11 protein-coding genes and 2 pseudogenes are annotated in these 16,470 nt (G+C 74.9%); 4 read left to right on the forward strand and 9 right to left on the reverse strand.

Annotated features, from left to right (window positions below; translation table 11 throughout):
- Positions 1 to 16 precede the first annotated feature (16 nt).
- Together LUW75_RS01515 and LUW75_RS01520 are read right to left on the reverse strand one after the other, a co-directional pair.
- The gene (locus LUW75_RS01515) at positions 17 to 2,299 is read right to left on the reverse strand and encodes a SpoIIE family protein phosphatase (RefSeq protein ID WP_250334007.1); all 2,283 of its coding nucleotides are present in this window, start codon (positions 2,297 to 2,299) and stop codon (positions 17 to 19) included.
- 28 nt (positions 2,300 to 2,327) lie between these two features.
- On the reverse strand, positions 2,328 to 3,614 hold the full coding sequence (locus LUW75_RS01520) for a DUF6777 domain-containing protein (RefSeq protein WP_250334008.1): 1,287 nt from the start codon (positions 3,612 to 3,614) through the stop codon (positions 2,328 to 2,330).
- Positions 3,615 to 3,804: 190 nt separating this feature from the next.
- Here LUW75_RS01520 and LUW75_RS01525 point away from each other — a divergent pair, with 190 nt between their 5' ends.
- The 3 genes and pseudogenes from LUW75_RS01525 (at position 3,805) to LUW75_RS01535 (ending at position 6,687) form a co-directional block, all read left to right on the forward strand.
- Positions 3,805 to 4,662: a YndJ family protein gene (locus LUW75_RS01525; protein ID WP_250334009.1), complete on the forward strand. Its 858-nt coding sequence runs from the start codon at positions 3,805 to 3,807 to the stop codon at positions 4,660 to 4,662.
- Positions 4,659 to 5,209: pseudogene (locus tag LUW75_RS01530) on the forward strand (DUF1990 family protein). The gene LUW75_RS01525 and the pseudogene LUW75_RS01530 overlap by 4 nt, the downstream one beginning before the upstream one ends.
- A gap of 11 nt (positions 5,210 to 5,220) precedes the next feature.
- Complete coding sequence (locus LUW75_RS01535; protein WP_250334010.1) at positions 5,221 to 6,687, forward strand: lipase maturation factor family protein; 1,467 nt, start codon at positions 5,221 to 5,223, stop codon at positions 6,685 to 6,687.
- A gap of 206 nt (positions 6,688 to 6,893) precedes the next feature.
- On the opposite strand, the gene LUW75_RS01540 is transcribed toward LUW75_RS01535, so the two are convergent.
- The 5 genes and pseudogenes from LUW75_RS01540 to panD all read right to left on the reverse strand — a co-directional run bounded on the left by LUW75_RS01540 (position 6,894) and on the right by panD (position 12,811).
- Positions 6,894 to 7,061 (reverse strand): hypothetical protein, encoded by a 168-nt coding sequence (locus LUW75_RS01540; RefSeq protein WP_250334011.1) that lies wholly within the window; start codon positions 7,059 to 7,061, stop codon positions 6,894 to 6,896.
- 281 nt (positions 7,062 to 7,342) lie between these two features.
- Positions 7,343 to 8,809 carry an SDR family NAD(P)-dependent oxidoreductase gene (locus LUW75_RS01545; RefSeq protein ID WP_250334012.1) on the reverse strand — a complete coding sequence of 489 codons (1,467 nt, stop codon included), beginning with the start codon at positions 8,807 to 8,809 and terminating at the stop codon, positions 7,343 to 7,345.
- Positions 8,810 to 8,860: 51 nt separating this feature from the next.
- On the reverse strand, positions 8,861 to 9,712 hold the full coding sequence (locus LUW75_RS01550; protein WP_250334013.1) for a (2Fe-2S)-binding protein: 852 nt from the start codon (positions 9,710 to 9,712) through the stop codon (positions 8,861 to 8,863).
- 80 nt (positions 9,713 to 9,792) lie between these two features.
- Positions 9,793 to 11,252 (reverse strand): annotated as a pseudogene (locus tag LUW75_RS24225) (transglycosylase family protein).
- A gap of 1,133 nt (positions 11,253 to 12,385) precedes the next feature.
- Positions 12,386 to 12,811 carry an aspartate 1-decarboxylase gene (panD, locus tag LUW75_RS01565; RefSeq protein ID WP_250334015.1) on the reverse strand — a complete coding sequence of 142 codons (426 nt, stop codon included), beginning with the start codon at positions 12,809 to 12,811 and terminating at the stop codon, positions 12,386 to 12,388.
- Between the two features lie 546 nt (positions 12,812 to 13,357).
- Between panD and LUW75_RS01570 the strand changes: the two genes are divergently transcribed.
- The gene (locus LUW75_RS01570; protein WP_250334016.1) at positions 13,358 to 14,746 is read left to right on the forward strand and encodes a hypothetical protein; all 1,389 of its coding nucleotides are present in this window, start codon (positions 13,358 to 13,360) and stop codon (positions 14,744 to 14,746) included.
- A 429-nt stretch (positions 14,747 to 15,175) separates the two neighbouring features.
- Here LUW75_RS01570 and LUW75_RS01575 read toward each other — a convergent pair whose 3' ends face one another.
- Both LUW75_RS01575 and LUW75_RS01580 read right to left on the reverse strand, forming a co-directional pair.
- Positions 15,176 to 15,835, reverse strand: a complete 660-nt coding sequence (locus tag LUW75_RS01575; RefSeq protein WP_250334017.1) for a nucleotidyl transferase AbiEii/AbiGii toxin family protein — start codon at positions 15,833 to 15,835, stop codon at positions 15,176 to 15,178.
- Positions 15,832 to 16,194, reverse strand: a complete 363-nt coding sequence (locus LUW75_RS01580; protein WP_250334018.1) for a hypothetical protein — start codon at positions 16,192 to 16,194, stop codon at positions 15,832 to 15,834. Before LUW75_RS01580 ends, LUW75_RS01575 begins: the two co-directional genes overlap by 4 nt.
- Positions 16,195 to 16,470 lie beyond the last annotated feature (276 nt).

A 16,470-nucleotide genomic window follows, 5' to 3' on the forward strand; every position in this document is an offset into this window, starting at 1 on the left:
CGGCACGGCGCTCCCGTCACACCGGCGGGGTCCTTCGCGCCCGTCCCTCGGGGCGGGGCGCGGCCGCCGTCGGCGGCCGACGCGCGGCGCGCGCCGCGTACGGCGGCCGTTCCGTCCGCCTGTCCGGGGGCGCCGGCCGGTGAGGTCCGCGCGCCCGGCCGGGGCCGGACCGCAGGGCCGGACCGGTGCCCGGAGCGGCCGGCCCCGCGGTCCGGCGGGTCCGGCGGTCCGCCCCGGCCGGGCCGGGGAGGGCGAACTCGCACCACACGCACTTCCCGCTGCCGCGCGACTCGACGCCCCAGGCGTCGGCCAGCCGGTCCACGAGCAGCAGTCCGCGCCCCGACAGGTCGGCCGTCCCCGCGTCGCGGCGGCGCGGCAGGGCGCTGGAGCGGTCCTCCACCTCGACGCGGAGCCTCCTCCGGTGCGCGGTGGGCATCCGCAGGGTGACGACGGCCCCGCCGTCGGTGTGGAGCAGGGCGTTGGTGATCAGCTCGCCGGCGACCAGTTCGATCTCGTCGGACCGCTCCCGGCCGCCCCAGGCCCGGACGGTCCCGCGGATCGCGTGGCGGGCGGAGCACAGCGCCTCGGGGTCGTTCTGCGCGACGTGCTGCCGGAACCCGCCGCCCGCCTGCGGGGCGGGGCCGCCCCGCAGGCGCAGCAGCAGGATCGCCACGTCGTCGTCGCCGCCCCGCCCGTCCACCGCCTCGCACAGCCGGTCGGCGAGCAGCCGCGGGTCGGCGGGCCCGTCGCGGACGGCCCCGGTGAGCCACCGCATGCCCTCGTCGAGGTCGGCGCCTGGCCGCTCGACGAGGCCGTCGGTGTACAGGACCAGGGTTTGCCCGGGCCCGAGTTCGAGGACGTCGACCGGGTAGTCCAGGGCGCCGAACTCGGCGGACAGCCCGAGGGGCAGCGCACCGCGTACGGGCAGCCGGCGGCAGCCCCCGTCCGCGTCGCGCAGCAGCGGGTCGACGTGGCCGGCCCGTACGGCCTGGACGACGCCGGTGGCCGGGTCCACCTCCATGTAGGTGCAGGTGGCGAAGCGGTCGGTGTCCAGTTCGCTGAGGAAGACCGAGGCGCGCGCCATGACGGTGGCGGGGTCGTGCCCTTCGGCGGCGTACGCGCGCAGGACGATGCGGAGCTGGCCCATGACGGCGGCGGCGTGGGTGTCGTGGCCCTGGACGTCGCCGATGACGGCGCCGAGGCGGCCGCCGGGGAGCGGGATCACGTCGTACCAGTCGCCGCCGATGTCCCTGCCCCGCCGGGCGGCCCGGTACCGGACGGCGACCTGCGCGCCGGGGACGTCGGGGATGCGGCGCGGGAGCATGGCCTGCTGGAGCCCCTCGGCGAGGTCGTGCTCCTGCTCGAACAGCACGGCGCGCTGGAGGCTCTGGGCGATGCTGCTGCCGAGGGCGACGAGGACGTTGCGCTCGTCGGGCGTGAAGCCGCCCTTGTCGCGGTAGAGCAGCCCCACGGCGCCGATGGGCCGGGCGTGCGCGATGAGGGGCAGGTACGCGGCGGCGGTGACCCCGAGGTGGGTGATGTGCGGCCAGAGGACCGGATAGGAGGCGGCGAACTCCTCGGGGGACTCGATGAAGCGGGGGACGAGGGTCCGCACGACTTCGCTCATGGGGTAGTCCTCGTCCACGCGCGTGTGGCGGGTGCCGGGGACGAAGGAGCCCTGGGGGCCGTCGGCGACGAGGTGGATGCGGCCAGCCTCCAGGAGGCCCACCACGACGCTGGCCGCGCCGAGGTTCTCCAGGCCGTCCGGGTCCTTCAGCACCTCGATGACGTCCCGGACGGTGCGGGCGTGGGCGAGGGCGGCGGTGGTGGACTCCACGACGCTGGTCCGGCGGCGGCGCTCGGTGTCGACCTCCCGGTGGCCGGCGGACTCGGCCAGCTCGTCGGTGGCGTCGCGGACGATGCCGATGATCCGGCGGGGGCGTCCGCTCCCGTCGCGGCGGATGAAGCCCTGGGTGTGGGTCCAGCGGAGCCCGCCGTCGCGGGTGCGGACGCGGAAGTACGCGCCGTAGCGGGTGCTGCCGTCCTTGAGGGCCTGCGCCACCACGGCGTCGAGGCGCACGGCCTCGCCGGCCGGAACCCTTCGCTCCAGGTTCTCGGGTCGCCCGTCGTACTCGTCCGGGTCCGTCTCGAAGACGGCGAGGGCGCCCCCGTCCATGTGCATCAGCCCGGTGTCGAGGTCCCAGTCGAAGCTGCCCATGCGGTTGAGGGCCAGGCTCAGATCCGGATGGGCGGGCCACTCCCCGGGAAGCGACGGAGCATCCGCTGCCGGATCAATCATGGGGCCACTCTGTCATCATTTGCCGGGTTTATCGAATGGCGGGGCACCGCCCGGAGGGGCGGGGCACCCTCCGTCTCACTCCTCGGCTTCCACCGAGTCCGGGAGCGGTCCGTACAGGGCGCCGTCCCCGGGCGGCCCGTCGGGGACGGACCCGTCGGACAGCGGTCCGTCGAGGGCGGGGTCGCCGGACCACGGCCCCTCGGGCAGGGGCTCCCCCGGCTCGGGCTCCCCGGACGGCGGTCCGTCGGGTACGGCCTCCTCCGGGGGCCCGTCGGGCACGGGTTCCCCGGGCGCGAGCCCGTCTTCGGGCGGGGGAGTCGGGGTCGGCGCCGTCCGGGGGCGCGGACGGCGGATCCGCCGGCGCCGGCGGCGGCCCGGGGATCCGGCGGGCGGCGGGCTCCCGGGGGACGGCGGGCGCGGCGGGATGCGCGCCGGCCGCCGTCCGGGCGCCGTCCGGTACGGGTCCGTCCGCCACGTGCCGGTCGTCCGGGTCGTACGCCGGGGGGACGGCGGGTTCGCGGTCCTCCCCGCCCCGGGTGCCGATCGCGCGCTCGAGCCAGGCGCCGTTGAGGACGTTCACCAGCAGGAGGCTGTCCAGGACCTGCTGCGTGGGGCTGACCAGGACGACCCGGTCGGGCCGGAATCCGGGCCAGGGTTCGCCCCGGTACCCGGTGGGCGGCCCCGCGTCGGCCGGGGCGCGCAGGGGGTTGCCGGCGGCGCAGCGGACGCGGGGCGCGCCGTACCGGTCGACGAGGACCGCGGTGCCCGCCTGGAGCACCGCCGGGTGGGGGACGGCCGCTCCGTCGCGGTACCCGTGCCCGGTGACGCGGGTGTCGGCGCGCAGCGTCACGGGGGTGAGACCGCTCAGCCAGGCACCGAGCCCGCTCGGGGTGACCCCGGCGGCCTGGGCGAAGGCGCGCGCCCTGGCCCCGTCCGCGGAGAGGAGGCGCGCCTGCTGGTCCACGTCGCAGCTGGGGAGCGAGTGCGTACCGCCGTACAGGCCGGGGGTGGCGCCGTCGACCGTGCGCGGCGCGCCTCCGGCGGGGGCCGCGGACGGGCCGCCGGACGCGGCCGGGGACGGCGGGCGGCGTGCGGCGGAGTGGTCGGCGGTGAGGGCGGTGGAGGGGCTGAAGGGGTCCGGTCCGGGTTCGGCGGCCGGCTGGAGGAGGGGCCGGGGGTCGGCGGCGGAGGGGCGGGCGGCGGGGCGCTCCCCGTCACCGCCGCAGCCGGCGGCGAACAACCCGGCGAGGACCGCCAGGGAGGCGGCCACGGGGCGGCGGGAGGGCGCCGTGGGGTGGCGTGTGGGTGGACGCACGCGGATCTCCCGCCTTTCCGCCGGTCTGACCTGACGAGTGCTTCCATGTCTGCCGGACCCGGGGGCGGGCCGCAACCGGAAGACCGCCCCCGAGACCCCCGCAGACGGCTTGAACGTGTTCAGTTCGTGGCGCTACGCTTCACGTGCCATTCTTGTTGAACGCGTTCAAGAAATGAGGAGGCGCGTCGCCGTGGCGGTCCTGGTCGACCTGGTCGTGACACTCGGCATGCTCGTGGTCGTCCCCGTCGGGCTGCGCCTGGCGGACGTGCCCCGGGCGGCCGCCGCCGTCCGGCTCTGGCCGCTGTTCGCCGTACCGGGCGCGGTGTCGCTGTGGCTGCCGCGCGGCGCCCCCGCCACCGCCCTCGCCTGCTGCTACGCGGCGGGCACCCTCCTGCCGGCGTTCGCCGCGCCGCGCCGCCTGGCCGCCGTGCGGTCCCTCGCGCCCGCCGAGGTGGCACTGTGCACCGCCCTGGTGAGTCCGGCCGTCGCCGCGACCGCGCTGGTCGCCGAGCGGTGGGGGCATCGGCTGTTCGGGTTCGACCTGGAGATCCTGGACCTGACCGTGCCGCACTTCCACTTCGCCGGGTTCGCCGCCGCGCTCGTCGCCGGGCTGGTGCACCGCGCCGCTCCCGGTCGCCCGCTGGGCGCGTTCGCCGCGCTGAGCGTCCCGCTCGGCACCCTGCTGGTGCTCCTGGGGTACTTCGTCGACGACTGGGCCGAGTTGGCCGGGGCCGTCGTGCTGACCGCCGGGATGTGGGCCGTCGCCCTGCTCACCTGGCGGGACGTGCGGGCCGGCGCCGGCGACCGGCTCACCCGGGCGCTGCTGGCCGTCTCCGCCGGCGTGCTGGTGGCGACCATGCTGCCGGCCCTGAGCTGGGCCGTCGGCGAGGCGACCGGGCTGCCCCACCCGAACCTGGCGTGGATGGCCGCCACCCACGGCCTCGCCAACGCCCTGGGCTTCGCGCTCTGCTCGCTCCTGGCCTGGCGCCGCCTGTCGACCCGCCGGACCGGCACCACCGCCCCGGACCACGAGGAGGTACCCGCATGACCCGGCCCGCCCGCGGCCCCCGCCGCACCGCCGCGGCACCGCTCCGCCTCACCTACCCGGAGGTCGGCGCCACCCGCTCCCCCGCCGCCCTCCCGGAGGGCTACCACCACCTGCGCCACCGCACCCCGGTCGGCCGCGGCCGGGGCGCCTTCGAGGCGGCGGGCGCCGCCGTCACCACCTGGCGGATGCACCGCGCGGCCAGTGCCCGCCTGCGGACCGACGCGGCCCGGGCGGAGCCCGGCGCACGCGTCCGGGTGTCGGTGGGCGCCGGGCCGCTGGAGTACGGCGCGCCGTGCGAGGTGGTGTGGGCGGTGTACGAGGAAAACCGCACCGGCTTCGCGTACGGCACCCTCACCGGGCACCCCGAGAGCGGCGAGGAGTCCTTCGTCGTCGAACTGCTGCCCGACGGTTCGGTCTGGTTCGCGGTCACCGCGTTCAGCCGCCCCGCCCGCTGGTACACGCGGGCGGCCGGGCCCTCGTCCCCGTCGCCCAGCGGTGGTACGCCCGCCGCCTCGGCCGGGCGGTGCGCCGGATCGCGGGCGGCTGATACTGGAGGGGATGGAGTCCTTCGCCTGGTTCGCCTCGTCCGACCACTGGCTGGGCCGTCTGGCCTTCCAGCGGGGCCTCGCCGGTGTCTACCTCGTCGCGTTCCTGAGCGCCGCGCTCCAGTTCCGGGCGCTGATCGGCGAGCGCGGCATGACCCCCGTGCCGGAGTACCTGCGACGGGTGCCCGCGCGCCGGGCGCCGAGCCTGTTCCGCCTGCACTACTCCGACCGCTTCTTCGCGTCCTGCGCGTGGACGGGCGCGGCCCTCGCCCTGGCGCTGGCCGCCGGTGCGGGGGACGCCGTGCCGCTGGCCGCGTCGATGCCGATGTGGGCGGCGCTGTGGGGGCTGTACCTGTCGATCGTGAACGTCGGCCAGACGTGGTACGCCTTCGGGTGGGAGTCGCTGCTGCTGGAGGCCGGCTTCCTCGCGGTCTTCCTCGGCAACGACGAGACCGCCCCGCCCGTACCGGTGATGTGGCTGCTGTGCTGGCTGCTGTTCCGCGTCGAGTTCGGCGCGGGTCTGATCAAACTGCGCGGGGACCGGTGCTGGCGCGACCTGACCTGCCTGTACTACCACCACGAGACCCAGCCGATGCCGGGCCCGCTGAGCTGGTTCTTCCACCACCTGCCCCGGCCGCTGCACAAGGTGGAGACGGCCGCCAACCACGTGACGCAACTGGTCGTCCCCGTCCTGCTGTTCGCCCCTCAGCCGGTGGCGACCGCCGCGGCCGGGGCGATCGTGCTGACCCAGCTGTGGCTGGTGCTGTCGGGCAACTTCGCCTGGCTGAACTGGATCACCGTCGTCCTCGCCCTGTCCGCCGTCGACGGCACCCTCGTCGCCGCCCCGCCGGAGCTGCCGGGGCCACCGCCGTGGTACGCCGTCCTCGTCGTCGCCGTGACCGTCCTGGTCCTGGCGCTGAGCGTGCGCCCCGTGCGCAACCTGCTCTCCCGCCGGCAGGCGATGAACCGGTCCTTCGACCCGCTGCACCTGGTCAACACGTACGGCGCCTTCGGCACGGTCGGCCGGGTCCGGTACGAGATCGTCGTCGAGGGCACCGACGAGCCGGTGGCCCGCGAGGGGACCGTGTGGCGCGCCTACGAGTTCAAGGGCAAGCCCGGCGACGTGCGGCGGCTCCCTCGCCAGTTCGCCCCGTACCACCTGCGGCTCGACTGGCTGATGTGGTTCGCGGCGCTGTCCCCGGCCTACGCGGCCGGGTGGTTCGGGGCGTTCGCGGAGCGGCTTCTGAGGGGGGACCGGGACACCCTGCGGCTCCTGCGCCACAACCCGTTCCCGGGCGCACCCCCGGCGCTGGTCAGGGCCCGGCTGTACCGGTACCGCTTCACGACCTGGCGGGAGCTGCGGGCCACGGGCGCGTGGTGGCACCGGACGCCGGTGCGCGACTTCCTGCCGCCGACGCGGCTGGAGGGCGCGTCCCGCCGGGTCCGGCGGAGCACCGGGCGGGAACGGGACACCGGGTGAGGCGCTGGTCAGAGCTGGTGGGCGGAGGCTCTCTCCGCTATCTTCCGGCGGAAGTGAACCGGGTGGAGCGGACGCCGATGACGTTCGGCCCGGTGCTCCGCCCCGCCGCGGCGGCCCCGTCCGGTGCGTTCTCCCGTGTCGGCGCCGGACGGACGGCCCGTGCCCCCGCCGCCGCGGCGGGGGCACGGCACACCCTGCCGGGCCGCTCAGTCGACACCGGGCAGGATGTGCGGCTCCGCGAGGTCGTCCTCGTACCCGGCGAGGCGGATGGGGGCCGAGCGGGCCCACACCTCCAGGCTGCCGAGCTCGTCCGAACGGGTGGGCCGGGCGGGGAATTCCGCCGGCTGCTCCTGCGTGGTCGCTTCTGGTGTCACCGCGCACTCCTTCATGTCGCGAACCTGGGGACGTGTGCTGCCGTTCGGTCGCGGTGGCGCCGGTCTCCGGACGGGACCACGGCCTTTCGGTGGCAGGCCGGTCCGCGGCCGGCGCCAGGGAGTTCGTGAATCCCGGTCGACCGGCCGTTCACCCCAGGTTAACCAAATGAGCGCGGCGCCGCTCGATGGAACGCATCACACCGTCGACTACCGGACACAGTGGCTCGCAGTGCCCCGTCCGGGGCACTGCGAGCCACCCCTCCGGGCCGGGGGCGGAGGCCCTACCACTTGCCGGGCGCGTAGTCCTTCAGGAAGCAGCCGTACAGGTCCTCGCCGGCCTCGCCGCGCACGATCGGGTCGTAGACCCGCGCCGCGCCGTCGACCAGGTCGAGCGGGGCGTGGAAGCCGGCGTCCGCGAGCCGCATCTTGTCCGGGTGCGGGCGCTCGTCGGTGATCCAGCCCGTGTCGATGGCGGTCATGAGGATGCCGTCCGCCTCGAACATCTCCTGGGCGCTGGTGCGCGTCAGCATGTTGAGCGCGGCCTTCGCCATGTTGGTGTGCGGATGCCCGGCGCCCTTGTAACCGCGGCCGAAGACGCCCTCCATGGCGGAGACGTTCACCACGTACTTGCGCCGGGCCGTGGAGGCGGCCATCGCCGGGCGGAGCCGGCTGATCAGGATGAACGGCGCCGTCGAGTTGCAGAGCTGGACCTCCAGCAGTTCCACCGGGTCGACCTGCTCGACGGTCTGGATCCAGCTGTTCACCGGTGCCAGGTCGGGCACCAGGCCGCCCGCGTCGATGGCCGTGCCGGCGGCGATCCGCGCCGGGGTCGCCGAGCCGCCCACCAGCGCGAGGTCCGTGACGTCCTGCGCGGTCAGTCCGTCGCCGCTCCGCGGGGAGGGCAGGGCGGCCACGCTCTCCACCGCGCCGCTGCCGAACGTGCCGATGACCTCCGCCGCGGGCAGCTCGCCGGTGGGCAGGGGGGCCGACTCGGCGGCGACCAGCTCGCTGTACGCCCGGCGGGAGCGGCGCACGGTCTGCGCGGCGTTGTTGATCAGGATGTCCAGCGGGCCGGCCGCCGCGACGGAGTCCGCGAGGGCGACGACCTGCGCCGGATCGCGCAGGTCGATCCCGACGACCTTCAGCCGGTGGATCCACTCGTCGCTGTCCGGCTGCGCCTTGAAGCGGCGGATCGCGTCGTTGGGGAAGCGCGTCGTCACCGTGGTGTGCGCACCGTCGCGCAGCAGCCGCAGCGCGATGTACATGCCGATCTTCGCCCGGCCCCCGGTGAGCAGCGCGCGCCGGCCCGTGAGGTCGGTGCGGGCGTCGCGGCGGGCCCGGTTCTCCGCCGCGCACGACGGGCACAGCTGGTGGTAGAACGCGTCGACCTGCACGTACCGGCCCTTGCAGACGTAGCAGGACCGGGGGCGCTGCAGGATGCCCGCGATCTCGCCGGCGGCGGAGGAGCTGGGCAGCAGGCCCTGCGTCTCGTCGTCGATGCGCTCGGCGGAGCCCGTCGCGGTGGCCTCGGTGACCGCCCGGTCGTGCGCCGTCTTCGCCGCCCGCCGCTCCTGGCGGCGGCGCTGCTTGACGGACCGGTAGATGCCGGCCGTCGCGCGGCGGACGGCGATCGCGTCCGGATGGTCGATCTCCAGCTTGTCGAGCTCCTCGAGCACGCTCAGGCAGACGGCCAGACGCTCGGGGTCGATGCCCGGCCCGTACGCCTGGCCCTCTTCTGTCACCGTCATGGCCGCTGCCGTTCCTCGATCACTCGTTTGCCGCATTCCGAAAAGGGGACTTTACGGAGCCGACCCGCCGCCCGCCAAACGCGGACCGGCGGCGGCGCTTCCCGGCGGGGCGTCGAAGACGCAGTCGCCGCACAGTCCGCCGCCCGGGCAGCGGTAGTACAGGCAGCAGGTCCGGCGCCGCAGCGTGGGCCCCCGGAGCGTTCCGGCCAGGTCCGGGTGGTCGAGCAGCTCGGCGGCGAGCACGGCGGCCCGCTCCGCCGCGTCGGCGCGGCCCTGGCGGTGCGCCCAGCGGGTGAACTCGCGCACGGCGCCGCCGAGCGCGGAGCCCGCGTTGCCCCGCAGCAGCCGCGGCGACACGGGGCCGGCGGCCCGCAGGGCGTCGCCGAGCGGACCGAGGTGGCCGTACTGGACGGCCTCCCGCAGCTCCCGCGCGGTACCGGGCCGGGTGGCGGTGCCCGACCACCACAGCTCGTCGGGCGTGGAGCGCGTCGGGTCCCAGTGCAGCGTCCCGGGCGACACGTCCGGGAAGACGCCGTGCAGCGCGGCCGAGCCGAGCGTCACCGACCACAGGCGCGCGGCGAGCCCGAGCTGCACCAGGGACGCCGCGACCCGGTACTCGCGGGTGCGCAGCCCCTCCGCGACCCGGGCGACCCGTACGGCGAGAGGCGAGTCCGGGTCCGGGTGCGGGTCCGTCCCCGGCTTCGGGTCCGGATTCGGAGCCGGGTGCGGGTTCAGGGCCGGATCCGGGCCCGGGGAACACGCCGTCGGCCGGAGGGCGTACGCCCGGGTGAGCGGGGCGTACCGGCCGGGGGCCGGCGGCGCGGCGAGGAGCGTGAAGAAACCGCCGGCCTCGCCCACGGCCCGCAGTTCGGCGGCGGTCAGCCGCCGTGCCTCCGTTCCCATCCCGTCCGCCCTCCCCCGCACACGCGTCCGGCCGGGCACCACCGTAGCGGTGCCCGGCCGGGTGGCCTCAAGCGCGGTGGTCAGATGCCGACGCCGCCCCTCCTGAGGTAGGCGAGAGGGTCGATGTCGGAGCCGTAACCGGGTCCGGTGCGCACCTCGAAGTGCAGGTGCGGGCCGCTGCTGTTGCCGGTCGAACCGGACCGGGCGATGCGCTGGCCGCTGCTGACGCCCTGCCCCTCGCGGACGGAGAGGGCGGACAGGTGCGCGTACTGGCTGTACTTGCCGTCGTGGTGCCGGATGACGATCTGGTAGCCGTACGCCCCGGCCCACCCGGCGGAGACCACGCGGCCGGAGGCGACCGCCCTCACCGAGGTGCCGGTGGGCACCGGGAAGTCGACGCCCGTGTGGTAGCCGGAGGACCAGGAGGAGCCGGCCTTGCCGTACGCGGTACCGGGCGAGGAGTCGACGGGCGCGCTGAGGCCGCCGGTGCGGTTGCCGGAGGCGGTTCTGGCGGGTGCGGGCTTGGCGACGGGCTGCGTCCGCGGCCTGGGCTTGGACGCGGTTCGCGGCTTGGAGGAGGTCTGCGGCTTGGACGCGGTCTGCGGCTTGGAGGAGGTCTGCGGCTTCGGCCTGGGCTTGGCGACGGGCTGCGTCCTGGGCTTGGGGGCCGCCTGTGTCGCGGACCCGGCGGGCCGCGTGGCGGGGCTCGGCTTGGCCCGGGGGTCGTGGGCCGCGGTGCGGACCGCGGCTTCTGCCGGGCCCCGGACTCCGACCGGGCCCGGTCCCCGGACGCGGAAGCGGCCCCGTCCGGAGCGGTGGTGCGGGATTCGGCACGGGATCCGGTGCGGGTCTCGGCCCGGGATCCGGTGCGGGTCTCGGCCCGGGTGCCGGGCTTCGCGGGCGCCGTCATGCGGAGCGTCAGCCTCTGGCCCGGGAAGATGAGGTCCGGGTTCTCCCCGATGACCGTGCGGTTCCGCTCGTACAACCGCTTCCAGCCGCCGGGGACGCTCTCGTCGGAGGCGATCCGCGACAGCGTGTCGCCGTGGGCGACGGTGTAGCTCTCACGGCGCTGGTTCGGGATGGTGGTCGGCGTGGTGGGCCGCTCGGAGCGGTCGGTGCGGGGCTCCGGGCGGTCGGTGCGGGGCTCCGGGCGGACGTCGGGCGTCTCGCCGCCGCGGGTGAGCCCCGCCCGCTCGGAACAGACGGGCCAGGCGCGCGGGCCCTGGCCCTTGAGCACCTTCTCGGCCACGGCGATCTGCTGGTCCCTGGTGGCCAGGTCGGCGCGGGGCGCGTAGCGCGTGCCGCCGTACGCCTCCCAGGTGGACTGGCTGAACTGGAGGCCGCCGTAGTGGCCGTTGCCCGTGTTGGTCTGCCAGCGGCCGGTGGACTCGCAGGCGGCGACCTTCTCCCAGACGTCCGCGGACGCCGCGTGGGCCGTCCCGGCACCGATCAGCGGCAGGGCGCTGCCGATCGTGACGGTCAGCGACGCGCGGTTGAGACGGCTCGGCTGCTGCCGGCGGTGTCGTCCCCGTACGGCCATGGCGGTTCCCCCCTGTGCACAGGTCAGCAGCCGCCCAAGCTAGAGGCGGGCGCCGAGGCGTGGCAAGGGGGTACGAGGACACAGGGGGGCGCGCAGCACCCCTCGTTTGGCCGGAAACAGCGGTATCGGTGCGGCACGCGGCCGGGAGGGCCCGTGCCTCCGCGTCGAGCGCCGGTGCGATGTCACCTCGCGCGGGGCTCACCGGGGTGAACCGGACGGCCGCGACCGGGCCGACGGGCGTCCCCTCGCGGACGGAAGCCCGCCCTCGGTGAGGCCGGGCCGGCCGGGGCCGCCACCCGCGGGCCCCCGCCCGGGGCCCGCCACCGGACGGGAGGCCGGCCCGCCGACGGCCGCGTCCCCGCGGGCGGGGCCCGCCGGTCCCGGCGCCGCGGCCGTCAGGCTCGGCTGACGGGGCCCGGAGCCGGGTCCGGGTCGGGCACCGGGTCCGGGCCGGGCGGCCTCGGGACGGGGTCCGGGGTGGGCACCGGTCCGGGCGCCGGATGCGGCGGTACCGGCGTCGGCGTCGGCACGGGCCCGGGGCCCGGAGGCGGCGGCTCCGGAGCGGGAGCCGGGTCGGGCATGGGGGGCACCGGGTCGGGTCGGGGCTGGGTCATGGCCTCTCCCTGAGGTCTCGTCACTCCCTGTCGAGGATCTCCTGCCGCGCCTTCCCCCGCACGCCGGAACCATGCCCGCCGTCCCCGTCAGGGCGCCGGAACCGGCACGGGGCGGACGCCCGGCCGCGGTGTCCGAGGGGTCCCGGCCTCAGTGGCCGGCCGGGGCGGGACCACCCGACCACGAGACCGGGCACCGCGAGGGGACGGACCGCGAGGGGACGGACCGCTGATTCGTGACGGGACGGTTCCCCGCCGGGACAGGCCCGCGGTCCCGGGCGGGAAGCCCCCCGCCGCGGCAGGGGGCGTGACGGAGCAGGCCTCCGGGTCCGGGCGGGACGGGCTCCGTCTCCGGACAGGTCCGTGGTGGGGCGGGGCGGCGGGATCGCAGGGCCGGGAGCCGTGACGGGCCGGGCCCGCGGACTCGGACCGGACGGCGGACGGCCGTGCCCACGTCCGTCCCGCGCCCGTCCCGCAGCCGGCCGCCGGCCGGCCCCGGCCCCGGTTTCGCCGCCGTCCGGGTCAGCGGGCGGCCGGCACGGCGTGGGGGCTGCGCGCGGTGCCGCTGCCCGGCACCGGGGCGGAGGCGTCGGAGCCGAGTTCCACGATGCGGTTGGCCGCGTCGACGTGGACGACGCGCGGCACGAGCGCCCTGGCCTCGGCGTCGTCCACCTGGGCGTAGCTGATGAGGATGACCAGGTCGCCCGGGTGGACCAGGTGCGCGGCGGCGCCGTTGATCCCGATGACCCCGGAGCCGCGCTCGCCCTCGATGACGTACGTCTCCAGGCGGGCGCCGTTGTCGATGTCGACGATGTGGACGAGCTCGCCGGGAAGGAGGTCGGCGGCGTCCATCAGATCGGCGTCGATGGTGACGGACCCCACATAGTGGAGGTCGGCCTGGGTCACCGTGGCCCGGTGGATCTTGGACTTGAACAGAGTACGCAGCACTTTGGACTCCTGTAAGACGGCTCCCTGCCCGCTTTCTGCAGGTCAAGGGCAGCCTCGACCTTACACCGACACCCCCGTTCGATGTTTGTGGGGAACATCGCTCCGGTCAGGCCAGACGGCTTCCCGCCGGGGCTTTCGCGCCGTCATCGGCCCCTATGCGGGAAGACCCGGCGACCCACGCCGACCGGATGCCGACTCGCCTGATGAGCCGTCACCAGGCGGGAGGCCCCTCCGTACACGGACGGCGTGCGTCCACGCACCACTGACCTGTCGGGCACCGACATCGCTCTGGTTCGTGGAACACGGTTCCCTTCGGCCATCGGCCGGTCGACGCTCGACCGCCCCGGAAGCCGGATCGCCGCCTGCCGCCCGCCGGAGGCCCCTCGGCAGCGTGGAACTCGCGAGCGAGGCGGGGCCAAGGCGCCGAGACCGGCCCGCCCGGGCCGAAGCCCAGGTCACGCGCCCCTGCGCACTTGCGTGCGCCGCTCCTCCCTTCCGTACGGTCCAGCCAATGCGAACCGCCCGCGCACGCCGTGAGGAGAGCTGTTGAAGCCGACCGAGGAAGTGCTCCAGGACCTGACCCAGCCGTCGAACGTCTCCGTCCACTCCGACGTGGCGCTCGTCGGGAAGGTGAAGGCCGCCATCACGGCGGACGACGAGAAGCGGAAGGAGAACGAGGACGAACCGCTCCGCCGGAAGCCCGCCCTCGTCCCGATTCCGCAGACGGAGCTGCCCCAGCAGTTCGAAGTGACCCTCTGGGACGTGCTCCACACCCTCGCCCGGGCCACCTCCCTGTCGTGGCGTGGTGCGAGCCGGGGGCTGGCGGAGCACTGGGGCGCGCTCAAGTACACCCAGGCGCTGGCCGGCGGTCGTGACTCCTTCCTCGGCCTCACCGACGAAGGCCACCGCATCGCGGACCACTACAAGTCGCTGCAGTCCGGCGAGCTCGGCATCGGCTTCGCGCTCACGCTCGCCGAGCACATGCTGCGCAGCCGCTTCCCCGACCACTCGGTGACGATCGTCCCAGCCGACACGGCGTTACGCGCGGGCTGGGCCCTCACCAGCAGGGACAAGGGCGAGAAGGTGAAGTACCGCTATCGTCCCCAGTACTTCGCCGAAGTCTGGCGGCCGGGCGAGCCGTCCCTTGCCATCCCCCTCGCCTGCAAGGGCAACCACAGCGACTCCGCCACCTCCGCCGAGCAGCTGGCGTCCGCCTCGGCTCACGCCGAAGCGGTCCACATCGGCGCGTGGAACGAGACCCCCGGCCTGCTGTTCAGCACGCAGCTCCCGACGGACGGCGGCACGGTGACCGTCCACGCCCTCCAGGCACCGGGCAGCGGCGGTCGGCTGTCCCCGGCAGAGGGCCGGGAAGCGAACCTGAACGCCCCGCCGTTCCAGGCGAACGTGATGCCGGACATCCACCCGCCGGCCGAGGGCCTGGTGGCACCGGAGCCCGTACGGGGCTGCCATGTGCAGCCGAAGGACTACGCCTGGTTCCAGGAGTCCCTGGCCCACACCACCGCGGCGGGCCTCATGGCCTTCACCGGCTCCGGCCACGCCACCGCCCGCCACCTGACTGACCGACAGGGCCGCAAACGCTACACCGGTCTCGAACACGCGGCCAGCATGAGCATCCAGGACGCCGCCCACACCCTCTTCGGCAACGAGTACGTCGGCACCGACCACGTCTTCCGCCTCAACGGCCCCCGCGTCGAGGCGTTCTCCGGCGTGGACGAGGGGGTCTTCCGACTCCTCGCCAGGGGCGACATCGAGGAGTACCGCGCCCTCGTCCACGCGAGCCGCCACGTCCGCCCCCGCCTCACCGTCGACAAGGACTGGGGCGGTCCGGTCTCCGTCCACGCCGACGGCTCTGTCTTCACCCTGCGGCTGCTGCCGGGGCAGAACGAGGAACCCTGCGCGTGCTCGTCTCGCTGACGCACCGCTGAGACGACAGTTCCGTCCGGACGGCCTCTGGGCGGACGACCAAACCACATGACGGCCAGGAGCGTGGGCCTCGACTCGCGGTGACGGTGTAGGCGCGGGCGATGCAGAGCATGGTTTTGCTCACCCGCCCCGAAGGACGGCAGCGGATCCAGCCGGAAGCCTTCCGACCAATTCTTCGAGTGGCCGTTACCGAGTTCCACCGTCGGGGCCCGGACTGGGAGTGGGAGCGGGATGCCGTGTTTGACCGTTACCGCAGCCCGGTTTCGCCGTAAGTCCACTGCGGGGTATCGCGCGGCTGCCCTGCACGACGGATGTGCAGGGCAACCACCCACCGTGGACGGCTCCGGGTTGGAACCTGTTGGCTACACCGCACCCTTTCGTTGCAACAGCGGTAGAGGGGACGGACGCGATGACCGCCTCTCAGGCGTTCTCGTCATGGATTCGCGCACCCAGATCCTCCGCCCACTCCAGCGCCCACGCCTTGAGTTCTTCGATCTGCCGGAAGGTGAGCCCGTACGCGGTGTAGTCCTCATCCTCGTACCAGTCCGCGCCGATCAGCCGGTCCCGGAGGTCCTCGAGACTGAACTCGTCGTGGGCGCGACGGCGGCCCAGGGATTCGAGGTCGGCGGTGGAGCGGTGGCGGGAGGCAGCCTGGACGTCGATGAGATCGCGAACGGTGCCTCGGTCGGCGAGGGCACGGACCTTGGTGCCAATCACGTCGTCGAGGGAAAGAACGGGGCCGTAGGGAGTCTGGGCAGGCGGAGCCCAGAACGCCTCCTTGAGCACGTCGACCTCGCACTCCTCGCCTGTGTCCGGATCGGTGACGAGGAACCGGCCGCTGAGCGGATCGGTCTGGACGTGCGTGGTCCGCCATCCGCGCGCGCTGAGGCCGGCTGTGAGTGAGGCGACGACCTCCTGCATCGGAGCGGGGTTCTCGGTGGCGACATCGAGGTCACGGCTGAAGCGTTCGACCAGGCCGTGGGCCTGCACGGCGTACCCGCCGGTGAGGACCAGAGGGTAGAGGGAGCCGAGGTCGAGGATGTCGGCGAGGAGACGCTCCTGGAGCGGAGTGAGCTTCACGCGGCGGTCATAGCGGCCGGAGCGGTGCGGAGCAGCTCGGGGAAGGCGTCCTCCCAGACCTCGCGGATGTAGGGACTGATCAAGCGCCGCAGCACGGGCCACTGCTCGGCGAGCAGCCGGTGGTGCAGGAGGGTCACCAAATCCTCGTACAGTCCTTCGGCGAGGACGATCCGGTAGAGCGTCATGCGGGACTTCGGACGGTCCAGGCTGTAGCTCGTCCGTCCGGACCAGACGATGTGGAGCGGCAGGTCCACGTTACCCTCGGCGGGGCCGGCCAGCTCCTGCAAGCGCTCGGGCAGTCGGCTGCGGTAGCGGTCCCGCAGCACCTCGGCGCGGGGCGCGGTGATCGTCGTGTCCATGCATCCAGTATCGCCGCTCGGAGGCGGCATGGCGGATACGGGGTCCCCTGCCGCACGTACGGGCCGGGCGGCCGCCCGCCCTTCTCGGACATCTCACCCAGTGGGCGCTTAGCACACATCCTCGCCTACCCGTGCAGGCCCCCAGGTGGCGCGGCAACCGGCTGTCCTGCACGCCCGGACCAGCCCGCCTGCGGGCGCGGGTGATCACGACGCAGCAGGTCACGCGGAGGGCCGCCGCGATCGGACCGGCTGCGGCTTCGGTGGGAGCCAGAGACC

It is taken from the genome of Streptomyces sp. MRC013, from assembly GCF_023614235.1.
GTDB lineage: Bacteria > Actinomycetota > Actinomycetes > Streptomycetales > Streptomycetaceae > Streptomyces.